At 70.4% G+C, this 18,280-nt stretch carries 18 protein-coding genes; 8 read left to right on the top strand and 10 right to left on the bottom strand.

Annotation, left to right across the window (positions count from 1 at the left end; translation table 11 throughout):
* Positions 1-7 precede the first annotated feature (7 nt).
* From ACYBSK_RS23895 to ACYBSK_RS23940, 10 genes are all read right to left on the bottom strand, one after another.
* Positions 8-511 carry a DUF4365 domain-containing protein gene (locus tag ACYBSK_RS23895; protein WP_460243266.1) on the bottom strand — a complete coding sequence of 168 codons (504 nt, stop codon included), beginning with the start codon at positions 509-511 and terminating at the stop codon, positions 8-10.
* 189 nt (positions 512-700) lie between these two features.
* Positions 701-1,744, bottom strand: coding sequence for a metallopeptidase TldD-related protein (locus ACYBSK_RS23900; protein ID WP_460243267.1), 1,044 nt, complete (start codon positions 1,742-1,744; stop codon positions 701-703).
* Positions 1,737-2,786: an aKG-HExxH-type peptide beta-hydroxylase gene (locus ACYBSK_RS23905; RefSeq protein WP_460243268.1), complete on the bottom strand. Its 1,050-nt coding sequence runs from the start codon at positions 2,784-2,786 to the stop codon at positions 1,737-1,739. The genes ACYBSK_RS23900 and ACYBSK_RS23905 overlap by 8 nt, the downstream gene beginning before the upstream one ends.
* Complete coding sequence (locus tag ACYBSK_RS23910; RefSeq protein WP_460243269.1) at positions 2,783-3,598, bottom strand: JmjC domain-containing protein; 816 nt, start codon at positions 3,596-3,598, stop codon at positions 2,783-2,785. The genes ACYBSK_RS23905 and ACYBSK_RS23910 overlap by 4 nt, the downstream gene beginning before the upstream one ends.
* Positions 3,595-4,362: a hypothetical protein gene (locus ACYBSK_RS23915; protein WP_460243270.1), complete on the bottom strand. Its 768-nt coding sequence runs from the start codon at positions 4,360-4,362 to the stop codon at positions 3,595-3,597. Before ACYBSK_RS23915 ends, ACYBSK_RS23910 begins: the two co-directional genes overlap by 4 nt.
* Positions 4,352-5,290 carry a multinuclear nonheme iron-dependent oxidase gene (locus tag ACYBSK_RS23920; protein WP_460243271.1) on the bottom strand — a complete coding sequence of 313 codons (939 nt, stop codon included), beginning with the start codon at positions 5,288-5,290 and terminating at the stop codon, positions 4,352-4,354. Before ACYBSK_RS23920 ends, ACYBSK_RS23915 begins: the two co-directional genes overlap by 11 nt.
* Positions 5,290-7,212 carry a B12-binding domain-containing radical SAM protein gene (locus ACYBSK_RS23925; protein WP_460243272.1) on the bottom strand — a complete coding sequence of 641 codons (1,923 nt, stop codon included), beginning with the start codon at positions 7,210-7,212 and terminating at the stop codon, positions 5,290-5,292. Before ACYBSK_RS23925 ends, ACYBSK_RS23920 begins: the two co-directional genes overlap by 1 nt.
* Entirely contained in the window at positions 7,209-8,453 is a 1,245-nt protein-coding gene (locus ACYBSK_RS23930; RefSeq protein WP_460243273.1) for a tetratricopeptide repeat protein, read from the bottom strand. The genes ACYBSK_RS23925 and ACYBSK_RS23930 overlap by 4 nt, the downstream gene beginning before the upstream one ends.
* 4 nt (positions 8,454-8,457) lie before the next feature.
* The gene (locus ACYBSK_RS23935; protein ID WP_460243274.1) at positions 8,458-9,738 is read right to left on the bottom strand and encodes an MFS transporter; all 1,281 of its coding nucleotides are present in this window, start codon (positions 9,736-9,738) and stop codon (positions 8,458-8,460) included.
* Between the two features lie 225 nt (positions 9,739-9,963).
* Positions 9,964-10,089: a hypothetical protein gene (locus tag ACYBSK_RS23940; protein WP_267884975.1), complete on the bottom strand. Its 126-nt coding sequence runs from the start codon at positions 10,087-10,089 to the stop codon at positions 9,964-9,966.
* 538 nt (positions 10,090-10,627) lie between these two features.
* Here ACYBSK_RS23940 and ACYBSK_RS23945 point away from each other — a divergent pair.
* The 8 genes from ACYBSK_RS23945 to ACYBSK_RS23980 all read left to right on the top strand — a co-directional run bounded on the left by ACYBSK_RS23945 (position 10,628) and on the right by ACYBSK_RS23980 (position 18,246).
* Entirely contained in the window at positions 10,628-10,957 is a 330-nt protein-coding gene (locus ACYBSK_RS23945) for a hypothetical protein (protein ID WP_457479283.1), read from the top strand.
* Positions 10,958-10,980: 23 nt separating this feature from the next.
* Positions 10,981-11,289 (top strand): pore-forming ESAT-6 family protein, encoded by a 309-nt coding sequence (locus ACYBSK_RS23950; RefSeq protein ID WP_457479284.1) that lies wholly within the window; start codon positions 10,981-10,983, stop codon positions 11,287-11,289.
* A gap of 78 nt (positions 11,290-11,367) precedes the next feature.
* Positions 11,368-11,790, top strand: coding sequence for a DUF6507 family protein (locus tag ACYBSK_RS23955; RefSeq protein WP_457479285.1), 423 nt, complete (start codon positions 11,368-11,370; stop codon positions 11,788-11,790).
* 2 nt (positions 11,791-11,792) lie between these two features.
* Positions 11,793-14,309: a hypothetical protein gene (locus tag ACYBSK_RS23960; RefSeq protein ID WP_460243275.1), complete on the top strand. Its 2,517-nt coding sequence runs from the start codon at positions 11,793-11,795 to the stop codon at positions 14,307-14,309.
* A gap of 12 nt (positions 14,310-14,321) precedes the next feature.
* Entirely contained in the window at positions 14,322-15,182 is an 861-nt protein-coding gene (locus ACYBSK_RS23965) for an immunity 49 family protein (RefSeq protein WP_460243276.1), read from the top strand.
* Positions 15,183-15,238: 56 nt separating this feature from the next.
* Positions 15,239-15,541, top strand: a complete 303-nt coding sequence (locus tag ACYBSK_RS23970) for a hypothetical protein (RefSeq protein WP_457479288.1) — start codon at positions 15,239-15,241, stop codon at positions 15,539-15,541.
* Positions 15,542-15,554: 13 nt separating this feature from the next.
* A complete protein-coding gene (eccD, locus tag ACYBSK_RS23975) occupies positions 15,555-16,919 on the top strand; it encodes a type VII secretion integral membrane protein EccD (RefSeq protein ID WP_460243277.1) in 1,365 nt (454 codons plus the stop codon).
* A gap of 418 nt (positions 16,920-17,337) precedes the next feature.
* A complete protein-coding gene (locus tag ACYBSK_RS23980) occupies positions 17,338-18,246 on the top strand; it encodes a MinD/ParA family ATP-binding protein (protein ID WP_460243278.1) in 909 nt (302 codons plus the stop codon).
* The last annotated feature ends 34 nt before the right edge of the window (positions 18,247-18,280 follow it).

The following is an 18,280-nucleotide window of genomic DNA, read 5'->3' on the forward strand; positions in this document are numbered from 1 at the left end:
GGTTCCCCTACCAGTCGGACTGTGTCTCGGTGAGCCGGCGCAGTGAGGCGGCGGTGAGCACGTTCGCAGTCGGAACTCTGACCGGGCGATGTCGCTCCCGGTCGGGGTCCTTGATCGGCTCCTCGGCGCGCAGCGAGACGAAGTAGCCGAGGTGACGGAGCAGCACACCGTCGGTACTCATGGCCGCGTACGCCTGGTTGTCGGCGGGGACGCAGATGACGAACAGAAACCGGGGCACGGTGAAGTCGGGACCGGCGAGCTTGTTGAACTGCCGCTCGTTGAGCCCGCGGTAGTGCAGGTGGCCGTTCGACACGGATGGCTTCGACCACGTCTTGATCTGAGCCTCGACCGTGGGTGACAGCGTCCGTCCGTAGCGGCCGGTGGCACGGAATCCGAGGTCTACCCCGTCCGCGTCGAGATCACCTTGCAGGACGATCAGCCCCGCCGCGGAGGCCAGCACACGGACGTAGTCTTCGCCGAACTTGCCCTGATGCTGCCTCGCGTCGAGCACGCAAGCCCCCCATGTCGCCCTATTGCGGCACACAGCAGGGGGATCGTACGAGGACGCGCCATCGGCTGTCAGGGTCCGATATCGGCCGTTCCGGCAGACCTACGAGAAGGCGGGCCTCCCCCACCCGGTGAGAGGCCCAGGCGCCGGAATCGGCCGCACTCAAGCGCCCGGTGACGCACGGGATGTGTGTCAGCGCACCGGCGCCGACGACCGGGCGAGGAGTCGCTCCACCTGCCCGAGTGGCCGGAGCACGCAGCGGCCCAGCAGCAGGGAAGGGCTGATCAAGGTGGAGCCGACCTCCTGGCTGTCCTTGACGCAGGCGTACGGCGAGCTGTGCACCCGTGTCTCGCGCCCCACCGCCGTGATCTGCCGGGCCAGCGCCACCTTGGGTGCGCAGACGGCCACCGGCCCGACGACGTCCGCCGTCCGGCGGCCGCCCCGTACCCGGCGGGCCCACAGCGCCTCGATGATCAGGTGTTCGCGCACGGAGAAGCCGCCTATCGCGGTCCCCAGGATCCAGCCGTCGTCGATCCCGTCGAGCAGTTCGGTCTCGGACCGCGTGCCCGGGGCCACCTCGAGCACGCTGCACCGGGGCGCCACCGCTCCGGGCGCACCCCGACCGTGCCCGGTGCTGCGTCCCGCACTCAGCGCACGGGTGGCGCGGTCGGTGAGCAGCCCGGCCCAGCGGCCCTCCCGCACCAGCGGGACGGTACGGGGCGGGGTTCCCTCGTCGTCACGGACGTAGCTGCCCGCGTAGGGACGAGCCGTCGGGCGGTCCCACACGGTCAGCGGCGCCCGGGTCCACATGTCGCCGAGGCCCAGGCCGAGCGCCTCGCGGTGGACGAGGTAGTTGTCGGCCTCACTGGTGTGCCCGAAGCATTCGTGCACCAGCACTCCGGCCGCCGACGGCGTGAGCAGCGTCGGGCCGGACACCGGTCCGGGCAGCGGGCGGCGTCGAGCCACCAGCGCGCGGTCGTCGAGCAAATGCCGTACGCCGGCGGCCACTTCGCCGGCCACATAGGCACGGTCGTACGCGGCGACACCCCACTGCGGTGTTCGGCCGTGCTGCGCGGGACCGAGCGTGATGCGCACCCGGCACAGCCCGTCCGGTTCGTCGCGGACGATGCGTGCCTGCGGGCCGAGCCGGGTGCGGGCCGTCTCCAGTGCCTCGTACAGGGCCTGTCCCCCGGCATCGTGCGGGGCGGCGGGCAGACCGGTGGTGCCGTCAGGCATGGGTCAGCCGGCTGATCGCTTCCCGGCACCCCGCGATGATCCGGGCCCCGTGCTCGGTCGGCTCCGCCACTTCGAGGAGGTTCTTCTCGGCGACGCGCAACTGATCGGTCTTCAGGGCGCAGTAGCGCTCCAGGCGCCCCCGCTCGACCGGGTCGGACTCGGTCCGCAGATGGCGGTCGGCCGCATGGACGTCGTTGATGAAGGACAGGATGCCGTGGAGGATGTGCCCGAGCGGGCGTTCCGCGTCGACGAACGGCGAATGATGCGTGGCCTGCGGATTGCGCACCACCGCCACGCAGTCGAGGATCCCGCTGAAGCGCTGGTGGGTGGCCTCGTGGACCAGTGTCTGGGCGAGCATGTAGGCGGGCCGCTCACTGGTCAGCACCAGACCGCGCAGGCCGTGAATGCTGAAGTTCAGCGGCCGCAGCCCGCGGTGGTTGCCGAGTGCCGCGAACACCTGGATGTCGATGGCGGCCATGTCCCGGCCCTCGGGCCACACGGCGGCCAGGGCGTCCGCTCCGGCTTGCACCCTCGCGGCGAAGGCCCGGAGTCGCTCGGCGGTGAGGTCGAGCGGATCCTCGTCGCCCTCGCAGGCCCAGGCGAACAGCTGGGCGGAGCGGGGGCCGACGCCGGTGGTGATCACCGGAGCCGCGGTGCGCCGGGGGCCGAGGTGGACGGAGGCCTCCGGCTGCTCCACCGCCAGGCACCTGCCGAGTTGGTCGAGAAGCTGCGCGGGGTCCGCGTCGGACATGGTGCTGCGCCAGGTCCAGCCCGTGACATCGGGGCGGACGGCCCAGCTCAGGGCCTCGTCGACGTCCCAGCCGTCCACCAGTTCCAGCACCCGGGCGGGCTCGGCCGCGCCGGGCCGGTCCTCGCGCAGTCGCTTCACTCCGCGCAGCAGCCGTACGAGGTACTGCCGGGCGACGACCCGGTGCAGCTGCTCGTTGGCGGCGACGGCTTCGGCGTCCCCGGCGAGGACGATCAGCGAGAGGTCGGGCAGTCCTTGGGCGGACCTGTCCGCGGCGAGTTCCTTCAGTCTCATGTCTCCCCTTTCGCGGCGCGGGTCACGTCGCGCAGTGCCCGCAGCAGTGCCTCTTCGAGTCGGTCCACGTCGGCCCCGGCCAGGGGCAGCGGTTCCCACCAGGCGTCTTCCGCGGCCAGTGCGCGCAGCAGCGGTTTGAGGTGGCTGCCCAGCGCACTGCGCGCGTTGTACGAGAAGGAGACGCTGATCGAGCCCTGAGCCGAGCCGTCGGAACCCTCGACGCCCTCGTGCGGGGCGAACAGCGGGAGGTAGAGGACGTCGCCGGGGTGCAGCACCACCTGCCACGGGGGCTCGGGGAACCGTCCGGAGGGGACGAACCCCTTGGTCTCCAGCATGCGTTTGCGCTGCCGCTCGCGGCCGGTGTGTTCCGGACGGCCGACCAGCCAGCTCTTCGAGCCCTGCTGCTGGACGACGAAGTTGTCGCTGTGGTCGAAGTGGCAGCCGATCCCCGCGCCGCTGCCGCGGGTGACGGACAGGTCGGCCGTGCATTCGTCCCAGCCCATGAGGTCCGCCAACCGTGCGCAGGCTTCAGCGAGTTCGGGCATGGTGTGCTGGGCCTGGTTGACGAAGAGCACCGTACCGTCGGGGCGCCGGTTCACACCGGCTCCCGAGGTGTCGCCGTCCAGCCGGGCCTCCAGCGCCGTGACGTCGGACCACTCCAGGGCCGGGGCGAGGAAGTCCTTGGCGCAGCCGCGCAGTACGAGGGGGCGGCGGCGCCAGTGGTCGCGGTAGAAGCGCTCCGGGTCGAACCGGTCGGTCTCGTCGGGCCGTCCGGCGCTTGTCACGGCGTCGATGTGCGCCGGCTCGTTCATCGCAGCCCCCATGAGCTCAGGCGGTCCTCCAGCGAGGCCCGGACGGACGGTGTGAGCGCGTCCGGTCGGCCGTCGAGGAGGATGGTCAGCGCGTCGAACAGCGGACGGCGGGCGGGGCCGATCACGCAGCGCCCGGCTCCGGCCAGGAACATCGTCGGTTTCAGCTGCCATTCGGCCGGCGCCTCGGCGTACTCCCGGAACCCGCACAGCACGCCCCCGTGGAACGCCGTGTCCCGCAGCCCCACATCGAAGGTGGCGTGGGCGCCGGTGGCGACCGCGCGGGTGACGGCGGCGGCGGCCTCGTGGTGGACCAGCGGCTCCAGTTCACCGGACGGGTCGAGGGCGACGGGCCGTGCGGCCATGAAGCGGTGGAAGCACTCGGGCAGGGTCGTGCCCCTGCCCCGGGGCGAGAAGGGGACGTCCCGGAACTCCTGGAAGGCCGGTGAGGCGATGAACGCCTCGGCCACCTCGTTGACCGGGACACCGCGCCCCTGCCGCAGCGCGTCCAGCGTCCGGGGGAAGGACCCCTTGAGTCCGGGTCCCGTACCGGTGCCGCCGGAGACCACCTCGGAGCGGATGTTGCGTCCCACGAGCGCCAGTTCGTGCACGTCCACCCGGCCGAACGCGTCGAGGAGGTCCTCGTCGAGCGCGACGCGTGCACCGGCGGGTCCTTCCTCGGCGAACGCGGTGCGGAAGTCCTTGTCGTAGAGCAGGCGGTCCAGTACCCGCAGGATGCGGTCGTGCCTGAGGGCTTCATGCGGCACGGGCGTCGTCCTCCTTCCAGGAGCGGACGAGGGCGAACAGCCGTTCCGCGTTGGGCCGCGACTTGGGCACCAGCTCCCCCTCGGCGGTGAACTTGGGGTCCTCGTAGGTGACTCCGGACAGGTTCGGCATCAGCGGCAGCAGGTGTTCGAGCAGGGTGAGCTGCTCGTCGAGCAGAACGCCGTGGTGCAGGTCGCGAAAGCGCCCGTCGACGATCTGACACCCCGACAGATGGATCTCGTGGCAGCGGTCCAGGGGCAGCGCCTCCAGCCCGTCGAACATCCGCTCCCCGGTGTGTCCTCTCAGCCACTGGTAGGCGAGGATGTGGCCGATGTCGATGGTCGCCAGGGCACCGGTCTCGCGGATCACGGTGTCGTAGAAGGCGAACGCGTCCAGCTCGCCGACGAGGAAGCTGCCTCCTTCGGTGAAGCCGGGGAACTCCACGGACAGCGGGGCGCGAAGCCGCCGCACCCAGTCGGCGACGCCTTCCACGCACCGCCGCAGTCCTTCCGTGGTGAGCACCGGCGGCATGGGGTAGGGCAGGCTGCGGCCGGCCAGGGACCAGATGCCGAGGTCCTCGATGACCCAGCGGAATCCGTAGCGCTCGATGAGCGCGTTGGTGAAGTCCGCGATCGCGGCCCGCTCGTACTCCTCCGGGCTGCCGGTGTTGAGCAGGGTGTGGTGGAAGGCGCGCGGGCGCCGTGCGCCGAACAGCTCGAAGAGCCGGTCGTACGCCGGGATGTAGCGCTCGGCGGCGAGCGGGCCGTAGTCGATGGGCTGGAAGGCGACGAACATGTAGTCGTAGGCGTGGGCGTTGCGTTCGAGGAACGCGGCCACGTGGTCGGTCGGACGGCCGGGGCCGGTCTTGTCGAAGCCGATCCGCTCCCCCCAGACCAGGTCCATCCCCAGCCCGAGTCCGAGTTTCTCCATCACGCACTCCCCCCTTCGAGGGCGTCGGGTACCGGCGGCTCCGCCACCAGCAGGCGTTTGTCGAGCATCCGGTGCAGCCAGCGGTGGGAGGCCGGGTCGTCGGCCGTGAACCGGCCGTCCCGGTCGGGGGCCAGGCCGGGGGGCACGGTCGCCATCCGCGGCCAGGCCACGTCGGCGAGGTACCAGCGGCTGCCCACCTGCTCCAGGGCGACCGCGAAGCGCGGGCGGGCGGGCGGCGCCGGCTCCGCGGCGAGCCGCCGGTCGGCGGTCGGGCCGTCGGAGGGCGGCCCGCCGGTACGGTGCGGCAGGTCCGGGCGGCCGGCCCGCTCGGCGTCCGGTACCGCCTCGACGGTCATCCGCAGCAACCGCTGTCGGGCGGCCTCGGTCGCGGTGTCGTCGAGCACCGCTCCCCCGACCCGTCCCGCGGCGAACGCCAGACCGTCGTTGGTGACGAGGGGCTCGTCGTCGGGGCGCTCCCGGCCCGCCCACAGGTAACTGCCGGGTTCGGCGACCATCAACTGCAGGGTGTCCAGGCCCAGTTCCGCCGGGTGACGCTGGATCACGCCGACGGTGTCGTGGTGGCCGTCGACGGCGTGCGGATGGTCGTAGCCGTCCATGAAGGACAGGTTGGTGACGATGCCCGCGCGGGTGAGGTTGAGCACGGCTCGTTCCGCGTGGGCCGCGTCCTGTCCCTTGCCCAGGGAGTCGAGGATCTCCTGACGGGCGGTCTCGAATCCCGTCGAGAGCTGCACACAGCCCGAGTCCCGCAGCCGACGGCAGAAGCCGGGGTCGGCGAGCTCCGGCTCCAGCCGCGCCCGGACCCGGAACGTCAGCTCGGCGCCCCGTCGGCGTACCGCCTCCATGACCCGCAGCAGATGCCGCAGCCCGGTGTTCTCGTCGGCCACCGCGACATCCGTGATGCCGAGCCGTTCGGAGAGCGAGATCAGGTGGCCGGCCGCGGTGTCGGGGTGGATCTGCTGGAAGGCCTGGGCGTCGCGGTAGCGGTTGCCGTACGAGCAGAACGTGCATCTGCCCCAGTAGCAGCCGACGGTGAGGCGGTAGGGGAACTGGTGGGCCTGGTTGCTGTAGTCGGCGAAGTCGAACTGGCCGAAGTCCGGCATCGGCTGGTCGTTGAGCACGAAGGCGTCGCGCAGGCCTTCCGTTGCCGGTTCGGGCCGGGGTTCCCGTTCCCGGACCGAGGCCGCCGTGCGTGCGGGCTCCGGCGGCAGGATGTCCGTGAGGAAGTCCTCGCCGTGGCCGAGACACCAGTGGTCCACGGAGCGGGCCGCCTCGGTCCGGCGCCGCAGGAGGGCCGCCCACATCTGTACGGTCGGCCCGCCGAGCGCGATCCTCAGGTTGCGTCGGCGCTCTTTGAGCAGGCTGGTCAGGACGAGGGTGGGAACGACCTGGCTGAAGAAGGGGACGGAGAAGGCCAGTACGCGTGGCCGCTCCTCGTCGAGCACCGCCTCCAGCCGGCCGGTGCACCAGCGTGCCGACCAGGTGTCGCGGGCGGCCTCGACCAGTTTGTCGAGCTGTCCCAGCCGGGGCGTCCCGGAGATGATCCAGCCGTCCCGGGCGGCTTGCTGGGCCACATAGCGACCGGTCGCCTGGATGGCGGTCTCCTGGGCGAAACCCGCGGAGCGGTCCCGGGCGGTGCTCAGCAGCAGGGCACCGTGATCCGATCGGTAGCGCTCGCTGACGCCGCGGTAGATGTCCCCGGCGGTCCGCGCGGGGGCGTCGTCCGGCCGCTCCCGGGCAGGCCTGCGGCGGCCCAGCACCTCGTCGCGGTACTCCAGGTTGAGGTCGAGGGCGCGCACCGTGTGGCCGCGGGCGGTCCAGGCCGCGGTCAGCTGGGGCAGGGCCAGGTAGGGGAACTGCACGGCTTCGCTGACGGGCGGCATGACGAGCAGTACGTCGGTCACGCGCCCTCCGCGTCCGGTTCGGCGGCGCCGGGCCCGGTCAGCCGGTCCAGCAGCCGCAGTCGTCCCTCGGCGGTCCGTGCCGCGTCCGCGTCGCCCTCGGTGCGGGCGAGGACCCGTACCGTCTTCCAGACCCCTCTGCGCAGCGGCAATTCGGCGCCGAGAGAACGGAATTCGGACAGGGCGGCGGCCGGCCCCTCCAGGCGCAGGGTGGCTCGGGCGCCCATGATGCGGGCATGTGCGCCGAGGGTGTCCTGCGGGTCGAGACGGACGGCCTCCCGCAGGTACTCGCGTGCCGTGCGATGGTCGGCCCTGGCGTAATGGGCGGCGCCGATCTTGTAGGCGAGCCAGCTGGAGCGGTAGCCGTACGCGGCCGCCCGCTCGAAGCACTCCTGTGCCCGGTCGGGACTGGGGCCGGCCAAGGCCAGGCCGTGCAGGGCGACAGCGATGCCCTGCTCCGGCCCTCCGTCGTCGTCCGCCGGGCCGGGTCCGGGGGCCGCGGCGCCCCGGTGGACGCGCAGCATCAGGTCCTCCGGCCAGGGTGTGGCGGGCAGGAAGGACGATTCCCGTGCGCGCAGTCCGAGCCGGGCGGCGACGTCCGCTCCCACGGTCCGGTACTCGGGAGGCAGGAACCCGGACCGGGTCGACCAGGTCATCGCGGCCAGTTCGCCGCCGCAGGCGCCGACGAGTGCGGCCAGATCTTCCGCGGTGTGCTCGAACCTGCCGTGTTCGTCGACCAGCCAGTCCAGGTCGATGTCCGTCACGACGTCCGTGTGCACATGCCGGTCCAGGTGCCGGGCGAGGAGATCAGGCGGTACGACGGCCAGCCGGACGCCGCACAGGGTGACGGTCAGGCAGCACGCCTGCGTCCTGGGCTCGGTCGGTACGCCGCCGGTCGCGATGAGGGACACGGCGTCCACCGCGTGCGCATGCCAGCCCTGGTACGACCGCCAACTGGGCACCCAGATCAGGTCGGTGAGGCCGGCGACGACTGCTGCGGCGGACCAGAAATCGTCCAGACCGAAAGCACCGGGCACCCCGCGGACCGGGAGCCTGCGCACCAGTTCGGCCGGGGAGGCGCCCCTGTCGGCGGTGGCACGCAGCGCCTCCTCGCCGCCGGGCGCCAGGGGTTTGAGGTCGAGATGGCGGTCGAAGCACACGACCGTACGGCCGTGGTAGGGGCGGTCGGGCCAGAGCGCCGCCACCTCGCCGTGTTCCTCGAAGAGATCGACGTCCACGGGCATCCGATCACCGTTCCACGCGGAGTGTCGGCGCGGCGGGGACGGATGCGGCCGCAGGCGCGGAGGAGAAGCGGCGGACGTCCGGGCGCAGCATCACCGCGGCGGTCGAGACCAGGACGAGGGCGCCGCCCCACAGCATGATCGTGCGAGGGTCGGTGAAGCGGAGCAGGGCAGCGCCGAGGAGCTGGCCGAGCGGCAGGGAGGCGAAGGAGAAGAAGAAGTCCGCCGAGAAGGCGCGGCCGTGCAGTTCCTCCGGAACGTCCCTGCGCAGTCCCGTCATCTTGACCACGTCGAACGCCTGCTGCCCGATGCCGCCCGCGACGAAGGCGGCGGTCAGCACCACGATCGAGCCGCTCGCCACGGGCGCCAGCACGGTCAGGCCGTACAGGGCGAGCAGGGCGAGTGCGTACAGGCCTCGGCGGGGGCCGCCGATCCTGCCGCCGACCAGCGCTCCGACGGCGCTGCCGACGGCGAAGGCACCCAGGACGAATCCGTAGAGGGTCGCGCTGTGTCCGCGCTCGACCAGGAAGACGGGCAGCGCGACCATCCAGGGGCCGACGGCGAACACCACGTGGACGACGGCAAGGAGCTGCACATTGCGCAGCCAAGGGATGCGCCACAGTACGGCCAGCCCTTGCAGGGCGGAGCGCAGGAGGGACGGCTCGGGCTCGCCAGGGCCGTCGCTGTCGGGTCGGGATGTCTCCGGCTCCTCGCAGGTGGGGTCCGGTTTCTCCGCCGGGGCGCCGGCCCGGGAACCCGCGACGAGGTGCGCGCCCGCCCAGCGCGTGGCGACGGCGGACAGCCCGAAGGCGACCGCGGCGAGGACGGCGCCGGCGGACGAGCCGAGCCCGGCGACCACGGCGGCGGCCAGGGCCGGGCCGATCATCCCCGAGGCGTTGCGCAGACCTTCCAGGAGTCCGTAGGCGGCGGTGACTTCGGCGTCCTCGTCGGGCGCGGGGCCTTCGGCGGGACCGTCCGCGGCCGTCGGGCCCTTCCCGTCGAGGACGCGGGGCGCGATGACCAGCAGGGCGGGTTCGCTCACCGCCTCGCACAGACCGACGAGCACGGCGACGGTCACGACGACGGCGTCCAGCTGCCCGCCCCACACGAGGGCGAGTACGGCCAGGGCGACGACCCGCGTCGAGTCCGCGACGACTGCGGCCCGCACCGGATCGAACCGGTCCAGGAGAGCGCCACTGAAGAGGACGACACCCCCCAGTGCGACAAAGCGCGCGGCGAACACCGCGCCGATGGTCTCCGCGGGAGTTCCCGCCTTCGCGGCGGCCACCACGACAATGATGGGAAAAAACGCGTCGCCAATAAGCGAAACAATCTGACCTGAACAGAGTCCGGCGAAACGACGATGCCGGAACAACCGAAAATAGATTCCCACCGGGGCCGTGAAACCTTTCTAGCAGAACGCGCCGCGCGCTGTACGCACCATCTCACCGCACCGGTGGGCGGGCCGGTCGCCCGGCCCGCCCACCGGCATCACGCCTGACCGGCGTTGCCGCTAGCTCCTGAAGCGGAACGCGTGGAACGCGACGCTGTCGTCGAGGTCCTCCGCCTCCAGAACCTCCAGAGAGTCGAGGTCCTCAATCTCTTCGAGGATCTTCTGCTCGTCGTTGGACTCGCGCATTTTCCCTCCCTCAAAATACGGCGCGCCAGGCCGCCCCCGTCGCGCTCCAAAATGATCGTAACGACACGTCTCGGGAATCCACAGAAGGCATTAAAGGGTTGGCCGAAAACAGCGAGAAGGGGCGCATGTTTAACAGGCTGAACACCGGTTTCGCACAGCCAGGAGCCCGAGGGAAAGCGGAATCCACCAATCCATAATTGGCCAAACGGCCGATTCTGATCGCTTCCGTGATTCCTCCGGAGGAAACCACGGCTCACCGTCGCCTCCACCGGGCAGTGCTCCGCCGCCTCCAGGCGAGACCTTCTCGTGTCCCTGGCCCGGCAGGGCCCCGTCCTTGTCTGCATTCGAGAACCGCGGGCGATGCGCCCTGGTTCACCGTGAATCCGGCCACTCCGGCGTGGAGACGTTGCGGTCGCGGCTCCCTCTGCGTGAGCATGTACGAATTGATTTTGTTGCTCCCGTGACGCCTGTGAGTGTCACGGGGTGTCGTCCAACGGACGGCGCAGCAACTGACGCTGGTCGACGGGGAGCGGGGAACATGAAGTTCGACATGGGGTCGACGACGCTGTCGACGCTGGCCAAGAGCACGAGCGGCTCAAGTGACGATCTCGGCGCACTGATCCAGCAACTCATCGCCGCGGCACAGCCGTTGGAAGGCAGGTTCAACGGTGAGGGCAAGGCGATGTTCGACGCGTTCAAGGCGAACGCGGACGACATCACGGCCGCGTTGAACGGTTCGCTCTCCTCGATCCTGGGCGGCCAGTCCGGCATGGACACCGCGTTCGGGACCGGCGACCAGGAGCAGTCCGACAACGCGCAGCAGAACATGGGCGCCGCGAACTTCGACGCGGCCCGCTTCAGCGGCTGAGACAACACGGGGGTTCGACCATCATGGCGACGCAGGACCGACGTTCGTACGACACCGGCGCCTCCGCCGAGGTGCAGGGCAGCCTGCACGGCATCATCGGCCGGCTGGAGGCCGTGCTCGGCGACCGCGACCGTGCGGTGAAGACGGCGATGGCCGACTACCAGGCGGACGGGGTCTCGGACGAGTACCACGGCAAGGAAGTCCGCTGGAACCGTGCCGCGAACGAGGTGCGCGACATCATCCAACTGGTCCGCACGACGCTGGAGAAGAACGACGCCACGGCCCAGTCCACCCTCGCCAGGGCACGCGCGGCCGTGCACAACATCGGCTGACGCACGCCGAATTACGTGATGTGAGGATCGGCGCGGGCTCCGGCGCGCGCCGTCAACGGGGATGAGGGGGATGGTGTCGTGACGGGTTGGGACATCGACCCGGCCGGGGTGTCCGGTGTGCTGTCCAAGGCGGGCGCCTCGGCGCAGGACATGTCCAGGGCCGGTGGCGCGATGCAGAAGGACCTGGAGTCCGCGTCCTCCGCCGCGGGCACGCTGACCAGTCAGTTCGGCCCCTACACCAGTACGGCTGGTGTGGTGGGCGCAGCCCTTGCGCAGTTCGCGCAGCACTGGAACCGGGATCTGGTCTACGTCGCCAAGCGCACCGAGAAGTCACTGAACGGTGCGGCCGAGGCGACCGGCGCCTACATACAGGGAGCGCGTGAGCAGGCGGCGAACGCCCAGCAGGCCGCGTCCAGGGAACCGAGGATCGACATGCCGGGGGTGGGCCGGTCCCAGGGGCCCGGCGCGGGTGAGACCGGGCGCCGTACGGAGGGGCAGTAGCGTTGAGCGACCAGCTGATCGACCCGTCCGGGATCCCGCACTTCATCGGTGACCTGGCCACTCTGGACACCGACGTCACGAACCTGAACACGCACGCGGGCGAGTTCCGTTCGGCGGGCGCGGACGTGCACGCCGAGTTCCAGGGCCTGTCCGCGTTCTACCAGGCACCGGAGGCGGACCAGTTGTTCGCCACCACGCTGCCGGTGAAGACGAAGACGGACGCGTTCGCCGACGACCTTCAGAAGGTCTCCTCCGCGCTGTCCGCCTACAGCACCGAGGTCCAGCCCCTGGTAAAGAAGCTGGACACGCTCAAGGCGGACGCGACCGCGTTCGTGAACTCGGTTTCGGGGGACGACGACTGGCGCAAGGACCAGGACAAGGTCGACCACAACAACGACCTGTGGCACGACGTCAACCACACGGTCGCCGCGTTCCAGTCCGCCGAGCGCGCCGCCTACAACAAGATCATGGCGTTGATCGGCGGCACCCCGCTCACCACCGACGACGGCTCGCACGGCAAGAACATGTACGGCTTCAGGGCCGGCGACCTCGATCACGCCGAGGAGACCCCGTGGGGCTCGTCGGCCGAGCGCGAATACGAGGGCCTGGCCTGGCTCGGACACCAGATCAAGAGCTACGTGTGGGACGGCTTCGTCGTCGACGGCGTGTGGGGCACCATCACGGGCCTGGGCACCCTGGTCGGCACCGACGGCTGGGCCGCCGCCGGACAGGCCTGGAAGCACCTCGCCCAACTCGGCACCGGCCTGGCCATCACCTCCACCGCCATGTTCGGCGGCGCCGGGGTCGCCGCCGCCTACTGGACGGCCCCCGACGACAAGCTCCCCACCTGGCTGCGCGAATCGCGCACCACCATGAAGGAGACCGGCAAGGCCCTGGTCGCCTGGGACACCTGGAAGACCAACCCCTCCCGCGCGGCCGGAGCGGTCACCTTCAACGGCCTCACCGCCATCTTCACCGGCGGCGCCGGCAGCGCCGCCTCCGGCGCGGGCAAAGCGGGAGCGGTCGCCCGCGCGCTCTCCATCACCGGCAAGGCCGCGCGGATCGTCGACCCGATGACGTACGTCGGGAAGGCGGGCAAGTTCGCCTTCGTGAAGGTGGGCGACACCTTCACCGCCCTGAGGAATCTCCGCGCTGGGGCTTCGGTCGACCTGTTCCGGGAGGCCGACGCAGTCCGTTCGCCCAGCATTCCCGAAACGGCGATCCCGTACGTCGACAACACCACCGGCAAGGTCGTCTACCTCACCGACCAAGGCCACTTGCTGAACGCCGACGGCCAGTTGGTGCAGCATGCCGATCAGGCACCTGGTGAGGTGTCGGCGGCGGATCGGGCACGGCTGGACGCCGAGGACGGGCGAGCACGTAATCCCGAACTCGTCGGCGCGCACGAGGTCACCAATTCGGTGCCACGTGCTGCTCCCCACGCCGCTGGCGACGGCGGTGCGGGGACAGCGCACACCTCGTCTCCGGGTTCCTCAGCTGACCACTCGGACATCGGCACCGGGCACGGAACAGACACCCCGCCCACCGGTATGTCCGGACGCGGCTCGGGCGGAGAGTTGCCTCCGCATGTGCACGATGATGCCCCACATCCCACGGGCAAGGCCTGGTACGACGGCCTCAATCCACACCAGATCAAGGACGTACAGGTCTACCGCGCCAATCACGAGCCGGGCTATCGGGAGACGTACTACCAGAAGCACGGTCATCGTCTGCGCCTGGCCATCGCCGACGAGAGTGGCTTCGCTCCGCCACAGCTGGCCAAGGACCCGCATCATCCCGGGATGTGGATCGCGGCCAGTGACAAGGCTTCACCCATACCGGAGAAGTACGTCCACGGTTCCAAGGTGGAGCAAGGGCCCGAGACGGTCCGCACGCAGGAAGACCTTGACGCCATAGGCAAGAAGGCGCTGCAGCGGCACGACTCAGTGACAGCGGACAACGCGTGGCATGAACCCCTGAAGGACGCAAAGCATACCTATAAGACAGACCCGACCCCGGACAACCTCAAGGCGTACGAGGAAATCAAAGCCGAGCACGCGCCATTCCATCGGGCCATGAGTGAGGACAGCGAGGCGTTCGGCGAAGCGGTCGCACGACACCATGTCATTCCGGAGCACTACCCCGGCGCGCGGATCGAGGAACTGGCGGGCCCGAAGAACGGCAACGACCAGTTCGACCAGGTGTGGAGCTGGACGAGCGAGCACGGCACCAAGAAGTTCGTAGTGATCGAGTCCAAGAGCACGGTCGGCACAGACCTGGGCAAGAGGTCCCTGCCCAGCGGACTCGACGCCAGGCAAGGATCCCGGGAGTACTTCCTCGACATTCTCCGAGAAATGAAGCAGCGGGGAGTCAATGGGAACTTGGACGAGAAGCACCTGCACAAAGAATTGAGCAGGGCCCTGAAGCAAGGGAACGTCGATTACATCCTGGTCAAGGGCAGGGTCACTTCAGCAGGCGAGTACGCTGGCTACCAAAAATGGACGTTCGACATCCGCTAAGGGGAGGCATCGGTGACCGAGACAGTGGCCCGGCACGTCAGGCCGAACGCTCTGGACGAGGCCGACGTCCAGGACCTGGCCGAGGAACTGGGCGACAGCGTCGAGAGCTTGGGGACGTCGCCCACCGTCTTCGGACTCGCCTTCAACGAAGCGCTGATGCAGGTACAGGCCCGCCTCACCATCGACCCGAAGGCATCAGAGCTCCCCACATGGGAAGCCACCGTGGCAGCCATGCAGGTCAGCCATGCCGCCTTCGCCACGACGACGAAGAATTCCGGTAGCGTGGAGTGCCGGATCATCGGCCAGGTGCGCACGCTCCCCGCGACCGGATCACAGTTCTATGCGAACGCGGGAAACTGGCTCACCGCCCTGTGGTTCGCGATCATTTGCCGGGATCAGGCGCGTATGACCGAGCTCTGCCAGATCCCGCTGGCGACCCTACGGGCCTCGAGCGCGGCGGGCGACGAATACATCTACAACTGGGTCGACACGCTGCAGACATATTGGCTGGAGCGACCGGGGCTGGTGGACAAGCTCTCCACCACCATCGACAACTCATACCCGGAAGTCGCAACAATCGCGCCCAGGGACTTGCTTCAGAACATCCTGTATCCCCCCATCAACCTCTTCTACCAGTTCCTGCGCAAGGACCACGACGCCTTCAACGCGGCCCTGCTCGAGGCCCTCCAGCTCCACAAGAGCTATTGGACAATGGACGAAAAGCGGGCGAACGACCTCGGTGGATCAGTAGCCCTCGCTCTCCTGGCCGTCACATGCCTGGCACACGACGCGGGCTTTCCGATCAATGTGGAGTCCGACTACCTTCCGAGGCATCTCCTCGACCGCGAATGGGTCGGCGAGTTCGAGGTCTGAGGCTTGCCGAACGCCCGTCCGACCTCACCCGCCCAGTAACGAAGCAGATTTGAGTCATGCCAGCCCAGGATTACGACAGTCAGCTCCTCGAGTCGGTAGCCGTACGTCGCAGACGGCTCCGCGATGCCGTGCTGTTCGGTGCGCAGCGGCAACGACGCACCGTCGATGAGCGGTTGGGGAAGGCGTTCGCGGGAGTCGTGATCGCCGCTGTTCTGTGTGCCGGGTGCGTGGGCTGGTCGTTCATTTCGCATCGAGTGATCGGGAAGACCGGATACGGGACGTCGGCGCCCGCGTCGACGCCGTCAGCCCCTTCTGTTTCCGGCTCCGGATCACCCCAGAGCGGGGATTCCGCCCGGTGATAGGTTCGAACGCGTGATTTCCCAGGGGGCTGTGAGCCGTACGGCGTTGAGCCGTATCACGTTGGTCGGTGAGCGGCGCCGTATTGATCTGGTGCTGCCCTCGCAGGAGCCGATCGGGCTGCTTCTGCCTGAGGTGATGCGGTTGCTGGACGACCGGGTCGGTGAACGGCCGCGGGCCCGCCACCTGGTGACGGCCGACGGCAGCGCCCTGGAACAGGACGCCACGCTGGAGTCCGCGGGCGTGCCCGATGGCGCCGTGCTGCGGCTGGTACGCATCGAGCACGCGCCGTCCGCCCCCGTCGTGCACGACGTGAGCGACGAAGCGGCCGGCGATCTGGATGTGCGGGCCTGGCGGTGGGGCGCGCGAGCGCGGCGGATCGTCTGTGCCGGGGCCTGTGTTGTCTGGGCCGTGGCCGCGTCGTTCATCGCCCGCGACGGGTACGAGGCGCGAACCGTCGGAAGCGCGCTGGCCATCGCCGCGGTCGTCGCCGCGGTGGCCGGTGTGCTGCTCGGGCGGTCCGGACGGCAGGGACTCGCCACGGCGCTGATCGGCGCGAGTGCTGCGGTCGGGATCGTGGCGGCGTGGTCGTTCGCGGACGCCAACGGGTGGTCCGCAGCGGGTCGGTGGGGCGCCGTGTTTGCGGTGGTCACTGTGGCGTTGCTCTTGCTCGGCGGGTTCTCGCCGTTCGGACGGGGCGCTCTGGTCGGTGCCGGCGCTCTGGCCGCGGCTGGGGTGTGCTGGGAGCTGGCACTCGCCGTGCAGTCCGGTGGCGACCAGGCCGTCGGTTCGGCTCGTGCGGCGGCGCTGCTCGCCGTGGTTTCCGTGGTGGCCTCGGGAGTACTGCCACGACTTGCATTGATGGCGTCAGGGCTTTCCGGTCTCGACGACCGTCGTTCGGCGGGCACCTCGGTGAGCAGGCTCCAGGTGGGGACCGCCCTGGCCGCCACGCACCGGGGGCTGGCCCTGGCTACGGTGGTGATGGCGGCATCCGGAGCGCTCGCCGGGATGCTGGTCATCCGGACGGTGACGGTGTGGACGGTGCTGCTCGCGGTGACCGTCGCCCTCGTTCTCGCGCTGCGGGCCAGGGCGTACCCCCTGGTGACGGAGGTCGTCGCGCTGCTGCTGGCGTCGAGTGTCGTAGTGGCGCGGTTGGCGTGGCTGTGGCTGGACCAGCAGGACGCCGCAGGGCCGCTCGCGGTGCTGGTGGTGCTGGCGCTGGTGCCGCTCGGCGTGCTCGCCATGGAGCCGGCCGAGCACGTGCGGGTACGGCTGCGCAAGGTCGGGGACGTGCTGGAGTCGGTCGGGGTGATCGCTCTGTTCCCGTTGGTTCTCGGAGTGTTCGGGGTGTACGGGCGGCTGCTCGGCACGTTCGCGTAAGGGGGCGGTGATGACGGCATCCGGCCGGTGGCAGAACGACGTACTGCGAGAGCTCAACGCGTCCGCCGAGCAGCCCACACCTGATGATGGCCGCTCGCCGTTGCCCGTGCGGCGCCCGGACGAGCAGCGCCCCCACCCGGGGCAGGCGCGTAACCCGTCCCGGACGGAGGCATCACCGGCCGGTGCACAGCCGATGCCGCAGCCAATGCCACAGCCGATGCCGCAAGCGGCGCCGCCGCCGGCTCCGGTCGGCCCGCCTCAACAGGCACCGCCGGCCCCTCCGGCACCCGCACCCGCACCCGCACCCGCACCCGCACCCGCACCCGCACCCGCACCCGCCCAGGCTCACCCCGCTAGTCCCTCCCCCACCGCGCCCCCGCCCGGCCCGCCCAGCCAACCCGTCGCGTCCCCCGAGTCCGTGCCCACCCTCGACCCCCGTCTCGCCTTCGCGATGGGTACACCGCAGCACGGCGACTCACTCGCCCGCCGCACCGGACGCGGTCTGCGCAAACTGGCGTCGTCCGCGGCGCGTGACGTCGCCGAGGAGACCCGGCTGGCCGGGCTGGTGCAGCAGCCGGTGACCACGGGCCGGGTCATCGCGGTGACGTCGATCCGTGGCGGCGCGGGCAAGACCACCACCTCGGCGCTCCTCACCCGCACGCTCAGCCACTACCGGCACGACCCGATCCTGGCCCTCGACGCGGACTCCGCGCTGGGCACGCTGCCGGTGCGGCTGGGAGCGGAGACGGTGCGCTGGTCGGCCACCGACCTGGCCCAGATCCTCACGCCGTCGATGCAACTCACTGATGTCACAGGCTACTTGGCGCCCACCGGCGACGGCGGCTGGCTGCTGCCCGCCAGCCAGGGCCGTCTCGGTATCGCACCGCTGGACATTCCGACGTATCGCAAAGTGACGCTCTCACTGCGCCGCTACTTCGCCGTGACCGTCGTCGACTGCGAGTCGCTGCCCGGCGAGATCGCCCGCACCGCGATGGCCACCGCGCACGCCCGCGTGGTGGTCGCGCCGCAGACCGCGGAGGGGGTGAACGGCAGCCGGATCGTGCTGGACTGGCTGGCCCGGCTGCCGCAGGACGCGCTCGCCTCCACCGTCGTGGTACTCACCACCAACAGCACCGATCCGAGCCTGGAGTTGAAGGCCGCCGTGGCCCATCTGCGCGAGACGGGCGCCACCGTCGTGCACCTGCCCTACGACCGCCACTTGGCGGGCGGCGGCCCGCTCCGCACCGACCGGCTCGGCGAGGCCACCCGGCGTGCGGCCACCGAACTGTCCGCCGAGGCGATGCAGCGGGCGGTGCGCGTCCGATGACCCACCACCTGAACCGGACGGCGGTGCGCACCCG

The organism is Streptomyces sp. BYX5S, assembly GCF_054724165.1.